Source organism: Caenibacillus caldisaponilyticus, from assembly GCF_002003465.1.
Classification (GTDB): domain Bacteria; phylum Bacillota; class Bacilli; order Bacillales; family Sporolactobacillaceae; genus Caenibacillus; species Caenibacillus caldisaponilyticus.
The window spans coordinates 1-18,400 of record NZ_BDDQ01000014.1; the positions used below are offsets into that span (position 1 = coordinate 1).

Annotated in this window: 13 protein-coding genes; 10 read left to right on the top strand and 3 right to left on the bottom strand. The window is 46.2% G+C overall.

Annotated elements, in window-relative coordinates:
- Positions 1 to 258 (bottom strand): transposase (locus tag CCB157_RS05265; RefSeq protein WP_193432262.1); only part of this gene is annotated, 258 nt, incomplete at its 3' end.
- A gap of 460 nt (positions 259 to 718) precedes the next feature.
- On the opposite strand from CCB157_RS05265, the gene CCB157_RS05270 reads away from it, so the two are divergent.
- The 4 genes from CCB157_RS05270 (at position 719) to CCB157_RS05285 (ending at position 7,506) form a co-directional block, all read left to right on the top strand.
- A complete protein-coding gene (locus tag CCB157_RS05270; protein ID WP_238594603.1) occupies positions 719 to 1,192 on the top strand; it encodes a GNAT family N-acetyltransferase in 474 nt (157 codons plus the stop codon).
- 93 nt (positions 1,193 to 1,285) lie between these two features.
- Positions 1,286 to 4,534 (top strand): type I restriction-modification system endonuclease, encoded by a 3,249-nt coding sequence (gene hsdR / locus CCB157_RS05275; protein ID WP_077614878.1) that lies wholly within the window; start codon positions 1,286 to 1,288, stop codon positions 4,532 to 4,534.
- A complete protein-coding gene (locus tag CCB157_RS05280; protein WP_077614879.1) occupies positions 4,535 to 6,016 on the top strand; it encodes a class I SAM-dependent DNA methyltransferase in 1,482 nt (493 codons plus the stop codon).
- A complete protein-coding gene (locus tag CCB157_RS05285; RefSeq protein ID WP_077614880.1) occupies positions 6,013 to 7,506 on the top strand; it encodes a restriction endonuclease subunit S in 1,494 nt (497 codons plus the stop codon). The genes CCB157_RS05280 and CCB157_RS05285 overlap by 4 nt, the downstream gene beginning before the upstream one ends.
- Positions 7,507 to 7,799: 293 nt before the next feature.
- On the opposite strand, the gene CCB157_RS05290 is transcribed toward CCB157_RS05285, so the two are convergent.
- Together CCB157_RS05290 and CCB157_RS05295 are read right to left on the bottom strand one after the other, a co-directional pair.
- Positions 7,800 to 8,810 carry an ABC transporter permease gene (locus CCB157_RS05290; protein ID WP_077614881.1) on the bottom strand — a complete coding sequence of 337 codons (1,011 nt, stop codon included), beginning with the start codon at positions 8,808 to 8,810 and terminating at the stop codon, positions 7,800 to 7,802.
- Positions 8,807 to 9,646: an ABC transporter permease subunit gene (locus CCB157_RS05295; RefSeq protein WP_077614882.1), complete on the bottom strand. Its 840-nt coding sequence runs from the start codon at positions 9,644 to 9,646 to the stop codon at positions 8,807 to 8,809. The genes CCB157_RS05290 and CCB157_RS05295 overlap by 4 nt, the downstream gene beginning before the upstream one ends.
- 328 nt (positions 9,647 to 9,974) lie before the next feature.
- Here CCB157_RS05295 and CCB157_RS05300 point away from each other — a divergent pair, with 328 nt between their 5' ends.
- From CCB157_RS05300 to CCB157_RS05330, 6 genes are all read left to right on the top strand, one after another.
- Positions 9,975 to 10,496, top strand: a complete 522-nt coding sequence (locus CCB157_RS05300) for a hypothetical protein (protein WP_077614883.1) — start codon at positions 9,975 to 9,977, stop codon at positions 10,494 to 10,496.
- A gap of 587 nt (positions 10,497 to 11,083) precedes the next feature.
- Positions 11,084 to 11,671, top strand: coding sequence for a 5' nucleotidase, NT5C type (locus CCB157_RS05305; RefSeq protein WP_077614884.1), 588 nt, complete (start codon positions 11,084 to 11,086; stop codon positions 11,669 to 11,671).
- 107 nt (positions 11,672 to 11,778) lie between these two features.
- Positions 11,779 to 12,402 (top strand): SRPBCC family protein, encoded by a 624-nt coding sequence (locus CCB157_RS05310; RefSeq protein ID WP_369688661.1) that lies wholly within the window; start codon positions 11,779 to 11,781, stop codon positions 12,400 to 12,402.
- Positions 12,403 to 12,872: 470 nt separating this feature from the next.
- Positions 12,873 to 14,786: a threonine--tRNA ligase gene (gene thrS / locus CCB157_RS05315; protein WP_077614886.1), complete on the top strand. Its 1,914-nt coding sequence runs from the start codon at positions 12,873 to 12,875 to the stop codon at positions 14,784 to 14,786.
- 594 nt (positions 14,787 to 15,380) lie between these two features.
- Positions 15,381 to 17,018: a ribosomal protection-like ABC-F family protein gene (abc-f, locus tag CCB157_RS05325; protein WP_077614888.1), complete on the top strand. Its 1,638-nt coding sequence runs from the start codon at positions 15,381 to 15,383 to the stop codon at positions 17,016 to 17,018.
- Between the two features lie 147 nt (positions 17,019 to 17,165).
- Complete coding sequence (locus CCB157_RS05330; RefSeq protein WP_077614889.1) at positions 17,166 to 18,335, top strand: ISL3 family transposase; 1,170 nt, start codon at positions 17,166 to 17,168, stop codon at positions 18,333 to 18,335.
- The last annotated feature ends 65 nt before the right edge of the window (positions 18,336 to 18,400 follow it).

Genomic DNA, 18,400 nt, shown 5'->3' on the forward strand with positions numbered 1-18,400 from the left:
GGAAAACTCCCCATCCCTTGTCCGCGGCACGCGCAAGGTCAACCGTCCCACCCGAGTCGTCAATTGCCGGGGATAAGACCCGTTTCGATAGCCTTTTCGCTCCTCTGTGCGCTCATAACGGCCGGCGCCAAGTTGATCCGTTAACTGGGCTTCAAGGATTTGATTCAAGACCTGTTCCAACAGTTTGGCCAGTCCTTGATCTTGCGACAAGAACCCGTGCAGGATTTCATCGCTTATTGTAATATTGTATTGAGCCATAGTTGCTTTCCTCCTTTTTGTTTTTTGTTTTGGTCAATGTCCATTCTATCAAAGGGAAAGCAACGTGGCTCTTTTTACATTTCCTTTTTACACAATTTTACGGACTCAACTAGAAACGAACGGCTATCTTCTCATCGTCAGTTGAGTTTTTCATGATTAAATTCATTTCAAAAATTCTTGTGATGTTCGCTGGGTTCAAAACGTTAAACCCATCTGTTGACGATCCTCTGCTTTGGCTACGTGGTCTTTTTGTAAGAAATCGAAATCTTCCACAAAGCTCACTTTTCGAATCAGGGCCAACAGGATAAACTTATTAGTTGGGAACCATCGCTGCATCTATTCCTATTGAGTCTTGTTTACCGCTTTTAGTAGAGTGCACATGGTGACTTTTATCAATGAATAGATTGAAAATTCCGCTTGATATCAGGATATTAATTGGGTGGATGGAAGGAACGGGTTCATGATGAATTTTGAATTCAATATTCGTAAAGCAACCGTTCAAGATATAGAAGAAATTATTAGACTGCGTTTGGAGCTTTTTAAAGAATTAGGTGAAGTGCAGTCCGAACAAGAGGAGGCTTGTGTCACAACAGCCACTAGAAAATATTTAGAGGAAGCGCTTTCTAACAATGAATTTATTTCCTTTTTGGCTTTATCAAATGACAAGGTTATAAGCGTTAGCGGGATGGTATTATTTAAACGCCCTCCATACTTGGATAATCTAAAGGGGCTTGAAGCTTATATAATGAATATGTATACGGTTCCGCAATATCGGGGGCAGGGGTTGGCAAGAAAATTGTTAGAGAATTGCATTGAGGAATGTAAAAAAATCGGGGTAAAACGCATTTGGTTACATGCATCTGATGATGGCATACCGCTATATAAAAAGTTGGGATTTTCTTTTAAAGATAATGAAATGGAATTGTTTATTTAGATTCATGATTATTTTCAATGAAATAATTGTATTAAAATGAGTATGTAGAGCGATTGCTTATGGGGAAATCGAATCGTTGTGGGGGTATCGACGTTGGCATCGAGCAATTTCGAATTCCTAAAAGATAAGTGGGAAATTCTCGCCCGTGTTGGGGAAACGGCGGAACGAAATGTCTATCAAAATCCAAACATAACGATTAGTGAGTTAAGAAAATTTGCGGAAACGATCACAAAATATATTTTTGCTTTAGAAGAAATTCGGGAAGAACGTGGAACGGATCAGTATGAACGTCTGAAAGTTCTTTTTTACGAACAAATCATTCCTAAAGAAATATATGACTTATTTACGGTCATTCGGTTAAAAGGAAATAAAGCGATACATAATCCGAGTTATGGGGAAGTTAATGAAGCAAAAGCCTTATTACATATGGCGTTCCGCATCGCCGTTTGGTTTATGGAAGTATATGGCGATTGGTCATTTCAAGCTCCAGAGTATATCGAACCGGCACCCCAAACCTCTATATCAGTAGAAGAATTGGATCATGTCGTTAAATCCTACGAAGAAAAGCTGGCCCTATTGGAAACAGAGCTTGAAAAGATACGGAAAGAACAACTGCATATTAGCAGTGAGGCAAAGCAAAAACGGCGTGAATTCTCTCAACGCGCTGTTGCTAACTTTGAATTGACGGAGGCAGAAACCCGTATTCTTATAGATCAACAATTGCGCGATGCCGGATGGGAGGCGGACACTGAAAAATTACGGTTTTCCAAAGGCGTTCGTCCGGAAAAGGGGCGAAACATGGCCATCGCGGAATGGCCTTTAAAACACGGTTATGCCGATTATGCGTTATTTATGGGCCTTGAACTGGTCGGGATCATTGAGGCGAAACGCGCCAGCAAAGATATTCCTTCGGACATTGAACAAGCAAAAGAATATGCAAAATTAGTTGTTCGTCATGGCGACGAAGTGATCCATGAACCGTGGGGCGATTACTTTGTTCCGTTTCTCTTTGCGACCAACGGGAGGCCATATTTAAAACAGTTGGAACAAAAATCGGGCATTTGGTTTTTAGATGCACGGAAATCGACGAACCATCCGCGCCCGCTGCAAGGCTGGTACACGCCTCGCGGATTGAAAAAATTGTTGGAACAGGATATCGAACGTTCGGAACAAATTTTGCGTGATGAAAAATTTGATTATCTGAAATTAAGAGACTATCAAGTGAAGGCCATTCAGGCGGTTGAAAAAGCGCTGGAAGAGAAAAGACGCAGCCTATTGATCGCCATGGCGACCGGGACAGGGAAAACGAGAATGGCGATTGGCCTCATTTATCGATTGCTCAAAGCCAAGCGATTTCATCGGATCTTATTCCTTGTCGACCGAAAAGCCCTGGCGGAGCAAGCGGAAAGTGCCTTTAAGGAAAGCAAGATGGAAAGTTTCCATACATTCACCGAAATTTATAACTTACAATCACTATACGATCAGAAACCCGATGACGAGACGAAAGTTCATATCGCTACCGTACAAGGAATGTTAAAGCGTATTTTTTATAACGATCGTCCGGAAGACATCCCGCCGGTGGATCAATATGACTGCATTATAGTGGACGAAGCCCACCGCGGTTACACGTTGGATAAAGAAATGGATGAGGTGGAACTGCAATTTAGAGATCATCAAGACTATGTCAGCAAATACCGTAAAGTGCTCGATTATTTTGATGCCGTCCGCATCGGTTTGACGGCCACGCCGGCGCTTCATACGACGGAAATTTTTGGCCCGCCTGTCTTCACGTATTCTTACCGGGAAGCGGTAGTAGACGGTTATTTAGTCGACCATGAACCCCCTTATCAATTTGAAACGGTGTTGAAAAAAGAAGGAATTACGTGGGCGAAGGGGGAAACGGTCGATGTGTATGATGCGGTATCCGGAACGGTTTCTCAAGAGTACCTTGAAGATGAAGTAAAAATTGAAGTGGATCAATTTAATACGAAAGTGATTACTGAAAGCTTCAATCGCGTCATCATCCGTGAATTGACGAAATATATTTCTCCGGATGATGAAGGGAAAACATTAATTTTTGCCGCCACGGATGATCATGCCGACTTAGTCGTTCGCCTTTTAAAAGAAGAGTTTGAAAAACTATACGGTGAAGTCGAAGACAACGCGGTGATGAAAATTACCGGTTCGATTAAAGACCCTTCCGCTGCGATCCGTCGGTTTAAAAATGAAAAATATCCGACGATTGCCGTCACGGTGGATTTGCTGACGACGGGGGTGGATGTGCCGGCGATAACGAATCTTGTCTTCTTACGGCGCGTTCGTTCGCGCATTTTGTATGAACAAATGTTGGGACGAGCAACGAGAAGATGCGATGAAATCAAAAAAGACCATTTTAACATTTTCGATGCGGTTGGGATCTATGAATCCCTAAAACCTTATACAAGCATGAGGCCGGTCGTCGCCCGTCCGAACATATCGCTGACGCAATTAGTCGAAGAATTGGAGGGACTAGAAAAAACGGAACATCTTCAGTATCAAAAAGAACAAATCATTGCCAAAATCCAGCGGAAAAAGCGGAAATGGTCCGACAGGCAACATCAAGACTTTAAAATACTCTCCGGCGGCAGAACGGTCGAAGAATTTATCAATTGGGTTAAATCCTTGAAGCCGGAGGAATTACCTGTACAATTAAAAGAGTATAAGTCGATGTTCCGCTATATCGATGAAAATCGCTATCGGGAAAATAAACAGTATATTTCCAAACATGAAGATCGGCTGGTGGATGTCAAACGCGGATACGGAAGCGCGGAAAAGCCAGACGACTACTTGCAATCGTTCGGCGAATTTATCCGCAACAATATGAACAAAATCCCGGCGTTGATGATCGTTTGTCAACGTCCGACCGAGCTTACGAGAGAAGAACTGAAAAAGTTGCTGCTCGAATTGGATCAAAAAGGTTTTTCCGAGAAAAACTTGCAGGCGGCATGGCGGGAGGCGAAAAACGAAGACATCGCGGCAGACATCATCGCCTTCATTCGCCAGCAGGCGTTGGGCGACCCGCTCATTAGCCATGAAGACCGCATTAAAAACGCCATGAAAAAAATTTACCAAATGAAAGCCTGGCCGCCGGTGCAAAAGAAATGGCTTGAACGCATCGAAAAACAATTATTGCAGGAATATGTGCTTCATCCGGATCCGGAGAAAGCGTTTGAATATGAGCCGTTCAGAAGCCACGGAGGCTTTAAGCAATTGAATAAAATATTCGACGGGCAGTTGCCTGAAATTGTTCGGGAAATTAATTACAACTTATACAACTATCATCCCAAGAAGGAGCAGGCGTAGATGAACAACAGAGAAATCGTTCAGAAGCTATGGAATTTATGCAACGTCCTTCGTGATGACGGGATTACTTATCATCAATATGTGACAGAGCTGACATATTTGCTGTTCTTAAAGATGATGAAAGAAACCGGGCAGGAATATATCATTCCGGAAAAATATCGCTGGGATTCGTTAGTCGAAAGGGACGGGATTGAGTTAAAAGAGCACTATCAACAGTTGTTGCTTGATTTAGGGAAAGAGGAAAATGAATTATTAAAACAAATTTATACGGACGCGACATCGAATATTAGAGAGCCCAAGAATTTGGAAAAGATTATTCAATCCATCAATAACCTGGATTGGTATAACGCAAAACAAGAAGGATTAGGCGATTTGTACGAAGGACTGTTGGAAAAGAACGCCAGTGAAGTCAAATCGGGAGCGGGGCAATATTTTACGCCCCGCGTTCTCATTGATGTCATTGTCGAACTCGTGAATCCGCAGCCGGGCGAACGCTGTCATGACCCTGCCGCGGGAACCTTTGGCTTTATGATCATGGCAGACCGGCATGTTCGGAAGCAAACCGATGACTATTTCGACTTGTCCCAAGAAGAAATCGAATTTCAAAAATACAAGGCCTTCTCAGGAATTGAGCTAGTCAGGGATACACATCGCTTAGCGGTCATGAATGCGTTGCTTCATGATATTCATGGTGAAATTTTGTTAGGTGATACTCTTTCATCACTGGGTGAAAATCAGAAGAATTTTGACGTGATTTTAACGAATCCGCCGTTTGGAACGAAAAAAGGCGGCGAGCAAGCGACGCGTACAGACTTTACCTTTAAGACATCGAACAAACAGCTAAATTTCTTGCAGCATATTTACCGCGCTCTCAAGGCAAACGGCAAAGCCCGTGCGGCGGTTGTTCTTCCTGATAACGTTTTGTTTGAAGGCGGAGTCGGCGCCGACATTCGCCGCGACTTAATGGACAAATGCAACTTGCATACGATTTTACGCTTGCCGACAGGGATTTTCTATGCCCAAGGGGTGAAAACGAACGTCTTATTCTTCACCCGTGGAAAAACGGACGTCGGCAATACGAAAGAAGTATGGGTGTACGATTTAAGGACAAACATGCCTTCCTTCGGTAAGCGGAATCCGTTGACGAGAGAACATTTTGAAGGGTTTATCAAGGCCTATACAGCCGAAGACCGCCGCCAAGTCAAAGATGAGCGCTGGAATGTGTTTACACGAGAAGAAATTGCGAAAAAGGATGACAGCTTGGATATCGGCTTAATTGCCGATGAATCGCTGTCCATTTACGAAAACCTGCCGGATCCCATTGATTCTGCGGAAGAGGCCGTGGCCAAGTTAGAGATGGCCATTACCTTATTAAACGAAGTCATCGCCGAATTAAAAGCTGTTGAACAACCCTATACCTACCAAACTCCTTCAAAGGAAATGCTGAAAGTGGCCGAAACATCTGAGGTGCTAAAAAAATGAGCAAAACAAAACAAAAATCGACGGAAGAACTGCTAGAAGAAGCCTTAGTGCCGGAAGAAGAACAGCCCTACAAAGTGCCGGAGAATTGGGTGTGGGTCAAATTAAATTCTATATTTGAACAAGGAAAAGAACAAGTTCAACCAACAGGAACAGAAAATTATATAGGATTAGAACATTTACTAAAAGGAGGAGGTATTGCGGAAGTAGGAAATACGGAAGGTGTAAAAAGTAAGAAAGTTGTATTCAAAAAAGGGGATGTTTTATACGGGAAGTTACGTCCTTACTTAAATAAACATGCATATGTTGACTTTGAAGGAGTCGCTTCAACAGACATTATTGTGTTTCGTAGTAATTACTTAGTATTAAATAAACTTCTGGATATGTTTTTAGGGTTACCATACGTTGTACAATACGCAAACGAAAATAGCAATGGAATAAATTTACCTAGGGTTTCTCCTAAAATTATGGAGGAACTTCCTTTTCCATTATCACCTTTAAACGAGCAAAAACGCATTGCTGGGAAGATTGAACGACTTTTTGCTAAAATTGATGAAGCGAAGCGGTTGATTGAAGAAGTTAGGGAGTCGTTTGAACTTCGACGGTCAGTGATTTTGAATAAGGCGTTTCGTGGAGAGTTGACGAAGAAATGGAGAAAAGAAAAATTACTCACTAATTCACTTGAAGAGATTAACTTAGAAAATATTCAAAAAATACGAATGGAAAAGTACGATAAAGAATGTTTACTAGCAAAAGTAGAGAAGAGAAAAGTAAGATATAATAAACCAGTTTATTTTGGGGAGGTTAAGAAAGAAGAATTAAACGGTCTTCCCCCAATACCAAAAGAATGGAAGTATGTTTATTTAGGGAATGTGTCTGAAGTCGTGAGAGGGGCTTCTCCACGACCTGCAGGAGACCCAAAATATTTTGGTGGTAATATTCCATGGATTACTGTTGCAGAAATTACAAAAGATAAAGAAATGTATTTAGAAAATGTATCTGCTTATGTAACAGAAGAAGGTGCTCAGAGAAGTAGGTATATAGAGAAAGGAACATTATTATTAACAAATAGTGGCGCAACTCTTGGTGTACCAAAAATCACAAAAATATCCGGCTGTATAAATGACGGATCTGTAGCATTTGTTGAACTTACAAATATTACTACAGAATACTTGTATTTCTTTCTACTTACTCAAACAAACAAGTTGAGAGCTTTAAAAATAGGTGCTGCACAGCCTAACTTAAATACAAATATAGTAAATCATATTATTGTTCCTTTACCTTCTTTAGAGGAGCAAAAAGAGATAGTAAAAATTGTTAAATTATTACTAAAAAGGGAAACTGAAGCAGAGGATTATGTAAACATAAATGCAATTATCGAAGAAATAAAACAATCCATTCTTTCCAAAGCCTTCCGTGGTGAACTGGGAACAAATGATCCGACAGAAGAAAGTGCAATAGAGCTTTTGAAGGCAGTTTTGCAAACCAAATAAAGGAATTTAAGTATACGACATTTTTGGCACTTAACGAAAAAGTTGTGGTGGACGCTAACAAACATAGGCTCAAACAGTCACGACATTTGGAATGAAAGAGTCAACAGATGACATAAAAGAGAAACCGGTATCGAGAAAATACTTTTCCCAACCGGTTTCTTTTTTATAAGAAGAAGGTTTTGATGAAATCTGAAGGATTTTTTCTCACGCCCTGATATGGCTGTATCCAGAGCCGAGCAAAATAGAAACAGCTTGGAAAGCTTTTTCAACCTTCGAATCCCCCGCTCCCGCATTCAGCCCAAGAAGGTGAAATCATTCGGGCGGATGGCGGGGGTTTCTTTGTTTATATGAACGTTCGCTTTTTTACGCCGCGGCGATGGCCCCGTCTTTTCAACAGCGGATTGCAGCGCCCTTAAAATCAACTGCATGGAGATGAGGGTGATCGTGAACATGATGAGCGGGGCGAAAGGGATCCACGGCGTCGTCGTGAGTTCGTTGAAAGAGCTCCCGATAAGGCCTGACCATTCGCCGGACATGGACGAGTATTCCGTAACGCCGATGCCGTTGGCGACGAACGTCCCCCCGAAAAACAATTTTAAGAGGCCCAAGTGGATGAGGATGACGAGCACCTGTATCATTTGTTGGGCGAAATGAACCCATATTTTCGGGGCCAAATGGGGCAGGACATGTCTTTTTAGAATATGGAATCTCGAAGCCCCCAAAATTTTCACGCCGGCCATATAATCTTGATTTAAAATATATTGCGTTTCATTGCCGAAAAACAAAGAAGCCGTAGGGATGGCGATCGCCGTCAGGATGGCGATTTCGAAGCCGATCCGCTGCGCGGGGCTGTATTGAAACTGGCTGGTGACGCTGTTTTCCATGATCACCGGAGACAACAGGATGTAAGCCAATAAGGTCATCGGAACGTAACTGAAGGCGTCGATGAGTTTGGGAAGAAACCGGCTCAGCCGGGTAAAATAAATGCCGTAAATCAGCCCAAAAAGTAAGGAAAGGATCAGCCGCAGTCCGGCGATCAGTAAGGTAATGCCGATCGTATATTTTGCGCCGATCATCAACCTGTAAAACAAGCTGTAGCCTTGTCTGTCCGTGCCGAACGGCGGATAGAGAAGCGGCGAGAGCGGCGCTTGATCGATCAAATTGCCGTGCTTATCGTACAGCAGCATTTTCCGGGGGATGTCCCCGTGCAACGTTTTGGTGAGAATAAAGCTGGCGACAAGGAGGATCAAGATGATGGAAAACCCTGCGATAAAAAGCGGATCCTTCAGCAAACGTTTGATCAAACGAGATCCATCCTCTCTTTTGTGACTTTGGCGATGACCAGCTGGCAGACGGACAAAACGAGGAAAATCGGCACAAAGAACAATAAAAGGCCGACCGTGAACGTCACGTTGGAGGGGTACTTTAACATAAAGTTCGTTAACCCGAAGATGTTAAACACATACTCGATCACGAGCAAGTTCGATAGCATAAACCAAAAGATATACTTCGTTTCCGAAAAGATCCGCACCAAGGCGTTTCGGAAGATGTGCCCGAGCAAAACCGTTCTTGGCGGCATCCCTTTTCCCTTTGCCAATTCCACATAAGGCTTTTCGCTTTCCTCTATGAAATCAATCAGCATCATTCGATACAGCATGATGACGGGCAAAAGGCTTAAAACGAAAACGGGCAGAAAAATCGGTTGATCGTTATAAGCGGCGACATTAAATAAAAGCAAGTGGGTCTTTTGATAAATATAGATCACGCCGATTTGCATGGCGGCTAATATCACGACATCGGGGATCGCTTCGAGAATAAACAAAACGAAGCGCACGGCATTGATGAATCGCCCCGGAAGCAGCAGGGTGAGATACGTTAAAACCAAAGCGATCAAGCAGGCGATGATGAAAGACAAAAATAAAGTGAGCAAGGAATGAAGCCACGGGCTTAAAATCGCGGGAAAAAGGGGCCGGGTCGTCCCTAGGTCGTTATAGGTCAAAAGCCATGGGCTGGCCAAATTTTTCATGAGATCCGCCAACGCGCTCAAATAACTGGCGAAATCCAAGTGTATGCCGTTGAACAACGAGGGTGACGAGCCGATCAGGAGCAAGCCGATGACGATACATAAGAATTTTTCCAAGACGATGTAACCGCTGCGAATAAAAACCGCCCCCTATTTTCTTTTAATTTATGTAAGGTAAAATATTAAAATAATTTGTTTACATCTTACCAAATGATTGATAACATGTAAATGACATGGGCACCCAAAAGGGAACGGCCAAAAGGGTGGCGTTCGCCGCCATAAGCCGCGGCCGGATGCCGTTCACATTAGATGACCGACTCCGAAAACCATGTTTTCCCCCCTAACAACGATGCGTTTTCACCTATGATCCTGTTGGGCAATCCGCACCGTGCCTGAAAGCGCGAAATCGTATGGAGTACGACCTTTCATGGAGGGAGGGCCAAAATTGAAAAGGATCGGATATTTTCTCCTGTGCCTTTGTTTCCTGTTGCTTTTTTCGTCGGCTTGTTCGGATCAAGCGGGCCATTCAAAGGGGCCTAAAGAGGGGTATACGGTTGCCCGGGCTACGAAAGACGGCCATGTCGTGATCGAACATTTGAGCGATCAATTCGAGGAGATTGCCCAAGGAGCGGTGAAGACGAAAAATCTCGAAAAAGCCTTTGCCTTCATAGAGTCCATGAACCATGGCCAGGAAAGCCATCTTAAAGTGACCATTTTTAACAAAAACGGAAAATCGTACACGAATGACTTAAGCTATGACGGCGGCACCATTGTTTTCAATAATCATTATGGCGGCTACAACCTGCCTCCGGGAAAATATAAGTGTAAAGCTCTGTCCCCGAGGAACGGCATCTTTTATTTGGAATCATGTACGGATGAAAAGGGCCAAAACATTTCAACGGCGATCGCGATCATCAGCGACAGTCAGTCCTTTAAAGACGCCGAGCAGAAAGCGGGTACCAAATAATGGTGTTTTGTTAAGCTAAGATCATAACCCTTAAAATGAACCGGCCGACTGAAGCACGGTTCCCGAACGACCTCGGTGTACCGTCCATGGCATGACCAATAAAAATGGAATGGACACCGTGGCTGCGCTCAACCGGGATGAGCGGGATCGCTTATTCAGGGTTATGCGCCGGGCCAATCGTTCCGCCTAGGCAATCTGTGATCGATACCGCGATCCGTTTTACCGGCCTTTTTCTTCTCTCGTTCGCAACGACCGGCACCGAGCGGTTGGCGGAGCCGCGCCGCTTGAAAGCAGAACCTTTTCGGCCACTCGTTCAGTCCCCCAATTTTTTACAATCACCCGTGCAGGATGGCTTCGTTTATTGTAAGATGGCATTAACCCTTGGCGCTTTCCTTCTCGTGTGATGAAGAGTTTTGCCCATGCTCAGGCGATCAGAGAACGCCGCATGGCCTTTTTGATGTTTTCCCGTTTTGGCACCAAGGCTATGAAACTTCGCCTATTGGGAATCAAGAGGAAGGCCTGTTGAATGGTCGCGCGTGATATAAAAGAATAATATGCGATGAGGCGATAGATGGAGGTCAGTTCCTTTGCCAGCCCGGGCAGATAGCGAGAAAACCCGATTGAAACACATCGGCTTAGATTTTGATGACACGCTTGTCGATATGCGGAAATCCATGGTACAAGTCTTGAATCGGCTGCATCATCAAACCGTCATTTATGAAGAGATTGAAGTCCTTGCCGTTTCAACGTTGTACGGGTATTCCTATGATGAATATGTAGACTTTTTTACGAGAAACCAAAAGATCCTGCACGCCGTAGACCCCTTTCCCTATGTCCAAGAAGTCCTTGCCAAATTAAGCGCAGAAGCCAAATTGTCCATAATGACCGGAAGGCCCAAAGAATGGATGGGTTCCGTCAAGGAGTGGGTCGAACGCCATCATTTGCCGATCGATGCGATTCTCTGTGCGTCACAGTATCCGAATAGAAAAGCCGAATGCGCCTCCCTCCATCAGATCACGTTATTTATTGAAGACAATCCGGTCGATGCCTTGGCACTGGCAGAGAGCGGTATAGATGTATTGATGATCGATAAACCTTATAACCGTGAATGCCGTCACAAACGCATGACAAGGGTTAAAGATTGGGAGGCGATCGGCCGGTTATTATTCAGCTAAAGCCCTCTGGGATTAGGGCGTTTCTTTTGGCCATTCTGTAAATATCCGGCACGAAAGATCAAAACTATAAGGGTATAAAAGCCTCTCCGAATCCGGGATAAAGCCGGATGAATCGTGCACACCAAGAAACCGCGGGCGAGATTGGCCGTTTGCACGCGGCGTTCAGCGAACGAACCAGACCTTGCCACACCGCTTTGATGCACTTGAACAACAAGATTGGAAATGGGGAGATACAACCGATGTTAGCCGTCATTGAAAAAGTTGAAGAAGGATATCTCGCGCGCTTTGATCGTGTATTCCATCATTCCGCGGCGAACGTGTGGGCCGCTTTAACAGAGAATGACCGGCTGCCGAAATGGATGCCCAATCTTCGAGTCAAGGATCTTCGAAAAGGCGGTTCCATAACGTTTGACATGATGGACGGGACGAATTTTGACTTAACGATTACCAATTTCCTCCAACATTCGGTCTTGGAGTTCACGTGGGGCGACGGCCGTGTTCGGTTTGAAGTCTATCCAAAGCCGGAGGGCTGCCTATTGGTGCTGAAGGAGTTTTTCCCCGCATTAAATGACCATACAGCCAAAGATTTGTCGGGCTGGCATGTCTGCCTGGATGTTTTAAATGCGTTATTGAATGGCCGCGAGATGGACTTTCCCAGAGGCGATTGGGAAAAATGGCACGAAAAGTATGCCGGTCTCGTCGATCGAATGAAAAGGGAATCGGGACGATAAGGGAGTCAGACCGTATGCTAAAGCCGTTGTACGGGTGACGATGGCCATAAAAGAGCAGGGTATTTCCAATCCCCGGGTATGGCGGTCTTGACCTGAAAAGAATGGAAATATATAATTTTGAACCAAACAAAAGATCAGGCGATGACCAAAGACACGATTCCCTTCGCGGGCTGTCCAGAGAGAGGAGTCACCGGCTGAAAGCTCCTTCAGTCACCGGATGTGGAATTACCCCTTTGTAGCCGTGGCGTTGAACCCGTTGCTCCATTCGGCGCGGCAGTAAACGGCACCGCTTCATCCCCGTTACCGGATGCGGAATGAGGACCGGGCATTGCCACAGGTCAAGGCCTTTGGCCGGAGATCGGCAAGCTTGGTCGAATGAGGGTGGAACCACGAGCCGAACGCACTCGTCCCTTGGACGCGGTGCGTTTTTTTGTTGTTCAAATAAAGATCAAATGAACGGAGGCATGTGCATGGCTATTAAAGTGACGCTGCCCGACGGCGCGGTCCGGGAGTTCGCGCGCGGCACGACGATTGAACAAGTGGCGGAGTCCATCAGTGCCAGTTTAAAGAAAAAGGCGGTCGCCGGAAAAATCAATGGTGAATTGGTCGATTTGAGTCGCCCGATTGAAGCGGATTGTCAGGTTCACATCGTCACGCTCGACAGCGAAGACGGTTTGGCCGTTTATCGGCACAGCACGGCGCATTTACTGGCGCAAGCCCTGAAGCGCCTATACGGAGCTAAGGCCGTCAAGCTCGGCATCGGCCCGGTCATCGAAGACGGATTTTACTACGACATCGATATGGAACAGCCGCTCTCAAGCGACGACCTGGCAGCCATCGAAAGAGAGATGGAGAAGATCGCGCAAGAGGATCTGCCGATTGTCCGCCGTGTCGTCAGCCGTGAAGAGGCGATTCGGACGTTTGAAGCGCTTGAAGAACCATTCAAGTTGGAACTGATTCGCGACTTGCCCGAAGAGGCGGTCATGACCCTTTACGCACAAGGCGAGTTTGTCGACCTTTGCCGCGGCCCGCATCTGCCGTCCACCGGCCACATCAAAGCGTTCAAGCTGCTGAACGTGGCCGGCGCTTATTGGCGCGGGGACTCGAAGAATAAGATGCTGCAGCGCATTTACGGAACGGCCTTTCCGAAAAAAAGCCAGCTCGATGAACATTTGCGTCTGCTTGAGGAAGCCAAAAAACGCGATCACCGCAAGCTGGGCAGAGAACTCGAATTGTTCATGTTTTCCGAAGAAGCGCCGGGCATGCCGTTCTACTTGCCGAAGGGCATGGTCATCCGGCTGGAGCTTGAAAACTTCTTACGCGAACTGCAAACAAGGCAGGATTACGAAGAAGTGCGCACGCCGTTTATGATGAATCAGCGGCTGTGGGAACAGTCCGGCCACTGGGACCATTACCATGAAAATATGTACTTTACGGACGTCGATGAAACGAAATTCGCGCTGAAACCGATGAACTGTCCGGGGCACATGCTGATTTTCAAAAACAGCCTGCATTCTTACCGCGAGCTGCCGATCCGGATTTCCGAGTTCGGTCAGGTGCACCGCCACGAGTTGTCGGGGGCTTTGAACGGCATGATGCGGGTGCGCACGTTCTGCCAGGATGACGCCCACATCTTCGTTCGGCCCGACCAGATCGAAGAGGAAATCGGCCGTGTGATCGCGTTGATCGACCGGACCTACCAAGTGTTCGGTTTTGAATACAAAATTGAACTGTCGACCCGCCCCGAAAATTCGATGGGCTCCGAAGCGTTGTGGAACCAGGCGGAAACCGCGCTCCGCAACGTGCTGGAACGACGGGGGATCGCCTATCAAATTAACGAAGGGGACGGCGCTTTCTACGGCCCCAAAATCGACTTTCACATCTTTGACGCCTTGAAGCGGAGCTGGCAGTGCGCGACGATCCAGCTCGATTTTCAGATGCCGGAGAAGTTTGACCTGTCGTACATCGGCCCTGACAATCTGAAATACCGGCCGGTCGTCATTCACCGGGCGGTATACGGTTCCATTGACCGGTTCATCGGCATTTTGACCGAACATTACGGCGGCGCGTTTCCGCTCTGGCTGGCGCCGGTGCAAGTGAAGCTGTTGCCGGTAGCGGCTGACTACATGGACTACGCGCTTCAACTGAAGACCACGCTGGAAGACGCGGGCATTCGCACGGAAATCGACGGGCGCGACGAAAAGCTGGGTTACAAAATTCGCGAAGCCCAGCTGCAGAAAGTGCCTTACATGCTGGTGCTCGGCGGGAAAGAAGCGGCCTCCGGCACGGCGGCCGTCCGCAAACGCGGCGAAGGGGACCTCGGATCAAAAAGCGTGCAGGATTTCGTGGCGCAGATTCGTGAAGAAATCCGGGAAAAAAAGTGATCGTCGATGCGCCGCTTCAAGAGGAATGGGTTCGGTGCGATCGCCGGGGCGGTTGCGGCGGCGGGGCATGGGGCATCACAGAAAGAGGTGCTCGAACATGAAAGGCGCATAAAAGCACATCGTAATGAGGATGATGGCGCCCGCTCGGGGCTGGCGGATGCCATCAGGCCTTCTTTCAACGGACGGATTCCGTGCGGCATGAGCGGACGATCCGCTCGCGATCCCTTCGCCGTTTTAATCAAACGGGGGCATTCTTTCGTTCCGAATCATCGGATTAGGAAAAGGGCGGCCTGACTGAAAAAATCAAATTGACGGAGTTTCTCTTCTTTATTAGAATTGAGATAACGAATGGAAACGGAGGTGGGGAAGGTGACTCAAACTGGTTTCGGCACGGCCGCCTTCATGACCTATTTGTGGATTCGTCGTGCCATTTTTTCCGTGGCATGTGTTCAACGGGATTCGTATGCCCTTTTTTACACATGTCCATAGAAAAAACCAGTAAGAGACATCTCCCCACATGGTGCTTTCAAGGCGGCGGAGCTTGGCTCTGTCCGCCTTTTTTGATGTCTCTTCTGCACGGAGGAAGAGATAGACATGATTATATGCAGTCTGCAAAGCGTCACGTTAACTTACGGCGCCGATACCCTATTTAACGATTTATCGTGTGAAATCAAACAAGGCGAGCGGATCGGCCTGATCGGACGGAACGGAGAAGGGAAAACTTCGCTTTTAAAATTGATGGCCGGGCACATCCCACCGGGACAAGGGCTTGTGACGTGGAAAAAAGGCCTTTCGATCGGTTTTCTGGAACAAATGCCCGACGTGGAGGCACATAGGGACGTCCGAGCGGTCTTGTTGGACGCCTTTCAAGGCCTCTTAAATATAAAACAGCAGATGGCGGCGCTGGAACGACGGTTGGCCCAAGTACCGGCCCCGTCGACGCTGGACGCCGATTTGCAAAAGTATGGCCTGCTTCTAGAACGGTTTCAACAAAAGGGCGGATATGAGATCGAGGCGAAAATCGAGCGCGTCGCCACCGGCCTGCACATCGCGCCATTGCTTGAAAAAAAGTGGGGGCAGTTGAGCGGCGGCGAGAGAACGAAAGTCGGGCTGGCGAAACTGTTGTTAAAAGAACCCGATTTTCTGCTGCTGGATGAACCGACCAACCATTTGGACGTGCCCGCCATCGAATGGCTAACCGATTTTCTGAACCGCTATCACGGGACAATGATCATCGTTTCCCATGATCGCTATTTCTTGGATGAAGTCGCCACCAAAATTTTTGAGCTCGAACAAGGGGCGCTTCAAGTATACCATGGCAACTACACGCGTTACGTTCAGGAAAAAGAAGAACGCATCCTGCGCGAGTTTCAACAGTACCAAGACCAGCAAAAGAAAATCAAAAAAATGAAAGAAACGATCAAGCGTTTAAAAGAATGGGCGAACCGCGCCAATCCCCCGAATGCCGGCATGCACCGCCGGGCGAAAAGCATGGAGAAGGCGTTGGCCCGCATTGAAGTGTTAAAAAAGCCTATTATGGATCCGAAAAAGATTCGCCTTGATTTTTCCATGGATGGCCGCAGCGGCAAGGATGTCGTCGTGCTGGAGGACGTGAGCAAGCGGTTCGGCGATCGCGAGCTCTTTTCCGATGTGAACATGCACGTCCGCTTTCGAGAGCGCGTGGCGATCGTCGGCGCAAACGGCAGCGGGAAAACGACGTTGCTCAATATCATCATGGGCGCCGAAGCGGCGGATGGCGGCCGCGTGGCATTGGGCAGCGGGTTGTCGATCGGCTACCTTTCCCAACATACCGCCGAACTCGACCCGGAAAGGACCGTTTTAGAGGAGTTTCGCGACAAAGTCCCGATGGCAGAAGGCGATGCCCGGATGACCCTGGCCCGGTTTCTCTTTTATGGGAATGCCGTGTTCCGGAAAGTGAAAGACCTCAGCGGCGGTGAGCGGATGCGGCTCCGCCTGGCGCAGCTCGTCCATCAACGCCACAATCTGCTCATCCTCGACGAGCCGACCAATCATCTGGACATTGACTCAAGGGAAGCGTTCGAGGAAGCCTTGATGGAATATCCGGGAACGGTCATCGCCGTCTCCCATGACCGCTATTTTCTGGATCGCCTCTTTGACATCACGTATTGGATCGCTCATCGCCGATGTACGCGCTATGAAGGCAACTATACCGTTGCGAGAGAAAAGCGCCGCCATTTAACGGAAAAATAAAGGCGCGCCCGCCGTTTCGTCGGCGTGTTTTGAAAGGTTCTATACTAAATGTTGGGGTAAAGAATTTTATAAAATAAAAAAGCATTTACGAAGTGCTCTCTTTTATAATGAAAGTGACCAAACCTCATTTAAAAGGAGACTTCGTAAATGCAAGACTATTGTATCACAAAACTGATTGGATTAGAAAATGTCATTGTGTCAAATATTGTAGAAACGGATACGCACCTAGAAATTTTTATCGAAACCAAACCTTGTCATCAAAGTTGTCCTCAGTGCGGGGAAAGGACAAGATCTATTCATGATTATCGCCTGCAGAAGATTCGAGATGTCAAATTTCGCGAAATGTATACGTATCTCATTCTAAAAAAGCGTCGCTATAAATGTACATCCTGTGGAAAGCGTTTCTATGAACGATATCCCTTCTTAGAGCGCTATCAACGTCATACGATACGTGTCCTTCAAGCCCTTCTTATCAAAGTGAGAACGGCCAATTTTAAGGAAGTGGCGAAAGAGCTTGGATTGGGACACTCAACGGTGATTCGATGGTTTGACCGTTATTATACTTATGAGAACCACTCATTACCACAAATTTTAGCCATTGATGAGTTTAAGGGGACAACCGAAAAAGGAAAATATCAATGTGTCATCGGAGACCCTCGAGGCTTCAAGGTATTTGATGTGATTCAAGACCGTAAGTTGTCCACGCTAAAAGATTATTTTCGTTCTTTACCGACTCATCGTGTTCAAATGGTGGTCATGGATATGTGGCAGCCGTATAAAATATTGGCTCAACAACTCTTTCAAAATCCAATTATCATCGTGGACAAATTCCATTATGCTCGTCATAACTTCTGGGCACTTGAACGAGTACGAAAGAGAGTACAAAAGTCGTTCCAAGACAAAGATCGAAAATCGATGAAAAAGTTACGTTTTCTCTTACATAAACCGAAAGAGAAGTTAACCACAAGAGAACAGGAGCTCCTGCAATATTATTTAGAGTTGTCCCCCGATTTAAAGAAAGCTTACCAAGTGAAAGAAGTCTTTAAAAAATGGATGACACAAAGCAATGAACGCAATGTAAGGTTGAACTTAGAACAACTGTATCAAGCGATTGACGAATCAGGACTGGACGAATATCAGTACATGAAACGAACCTTTAAAAGCTGGGAGAAAGAAATCATCAATTCGTTTATTTATCCCTACACTAACGGTTATTTAGAAGGGATTAACAATAAAATTAAAGTCATTAAACGAATGTCTTATGGTATTCGCAACTTTCAACGACTTAGAAATAAGGTATTATGCTCACTTATTTAACTTTCATACATATAAAAGAGGTGCACTTCACATCAAGTGCACCCCAACAATTGACATAGAACCTT

Bases quoted from the DNA above. Each gene is read 5' to 3' on its own strand.
- thrS (WP_077614886.1), top strand. From the start codon at position 12,873: ATGGCTATTAAAGTGACGCTGCCCGACGGCGCGGTCCGGGAGTTCGCG.
- CCB157_RS05285 (WP_077614880.1), top strand. From the start codon at position 6,013: ATGAGCAAAACAAAACAAAAATCGACGGAAGAACTGCTAGAAGAAGCC.
- CCB157_RS05270 (WP_238594603.1), top strand. From the start codon at position 719: ATGATGAATTTTGAATTCAATATTCGTAAAGCAACCGTTCAAGATATA.
- abc-f (WP_077614888.1), top strand. From the start codon at position 15,381: ATGATTATATGCAGTCTGCAAAGCGTCACGTTAACTTACGGCGCCGAT.
- CCB157_RS05330 (WP_077614889.1), top strand. From the start codon at position 17,166: ATGCAAGACTATTGTATCACAAAACTGATTGGATTAGAAAATGTCATT.
- CCB157_RS05310 (WP_369688661.1), top strand. From the start codon at position 11,779: ATGAATCGTGCACACCAAGAAACCGCGGGCGAGATTGGCCGTTTGCAC.
- CCB157_RS05280 (WP_077614879.1), top strand. From the start codon at position 4,535: ATGAACAACAGAGAAATCGTTCAGAAGCTATGGAATTTATGCAACGTC.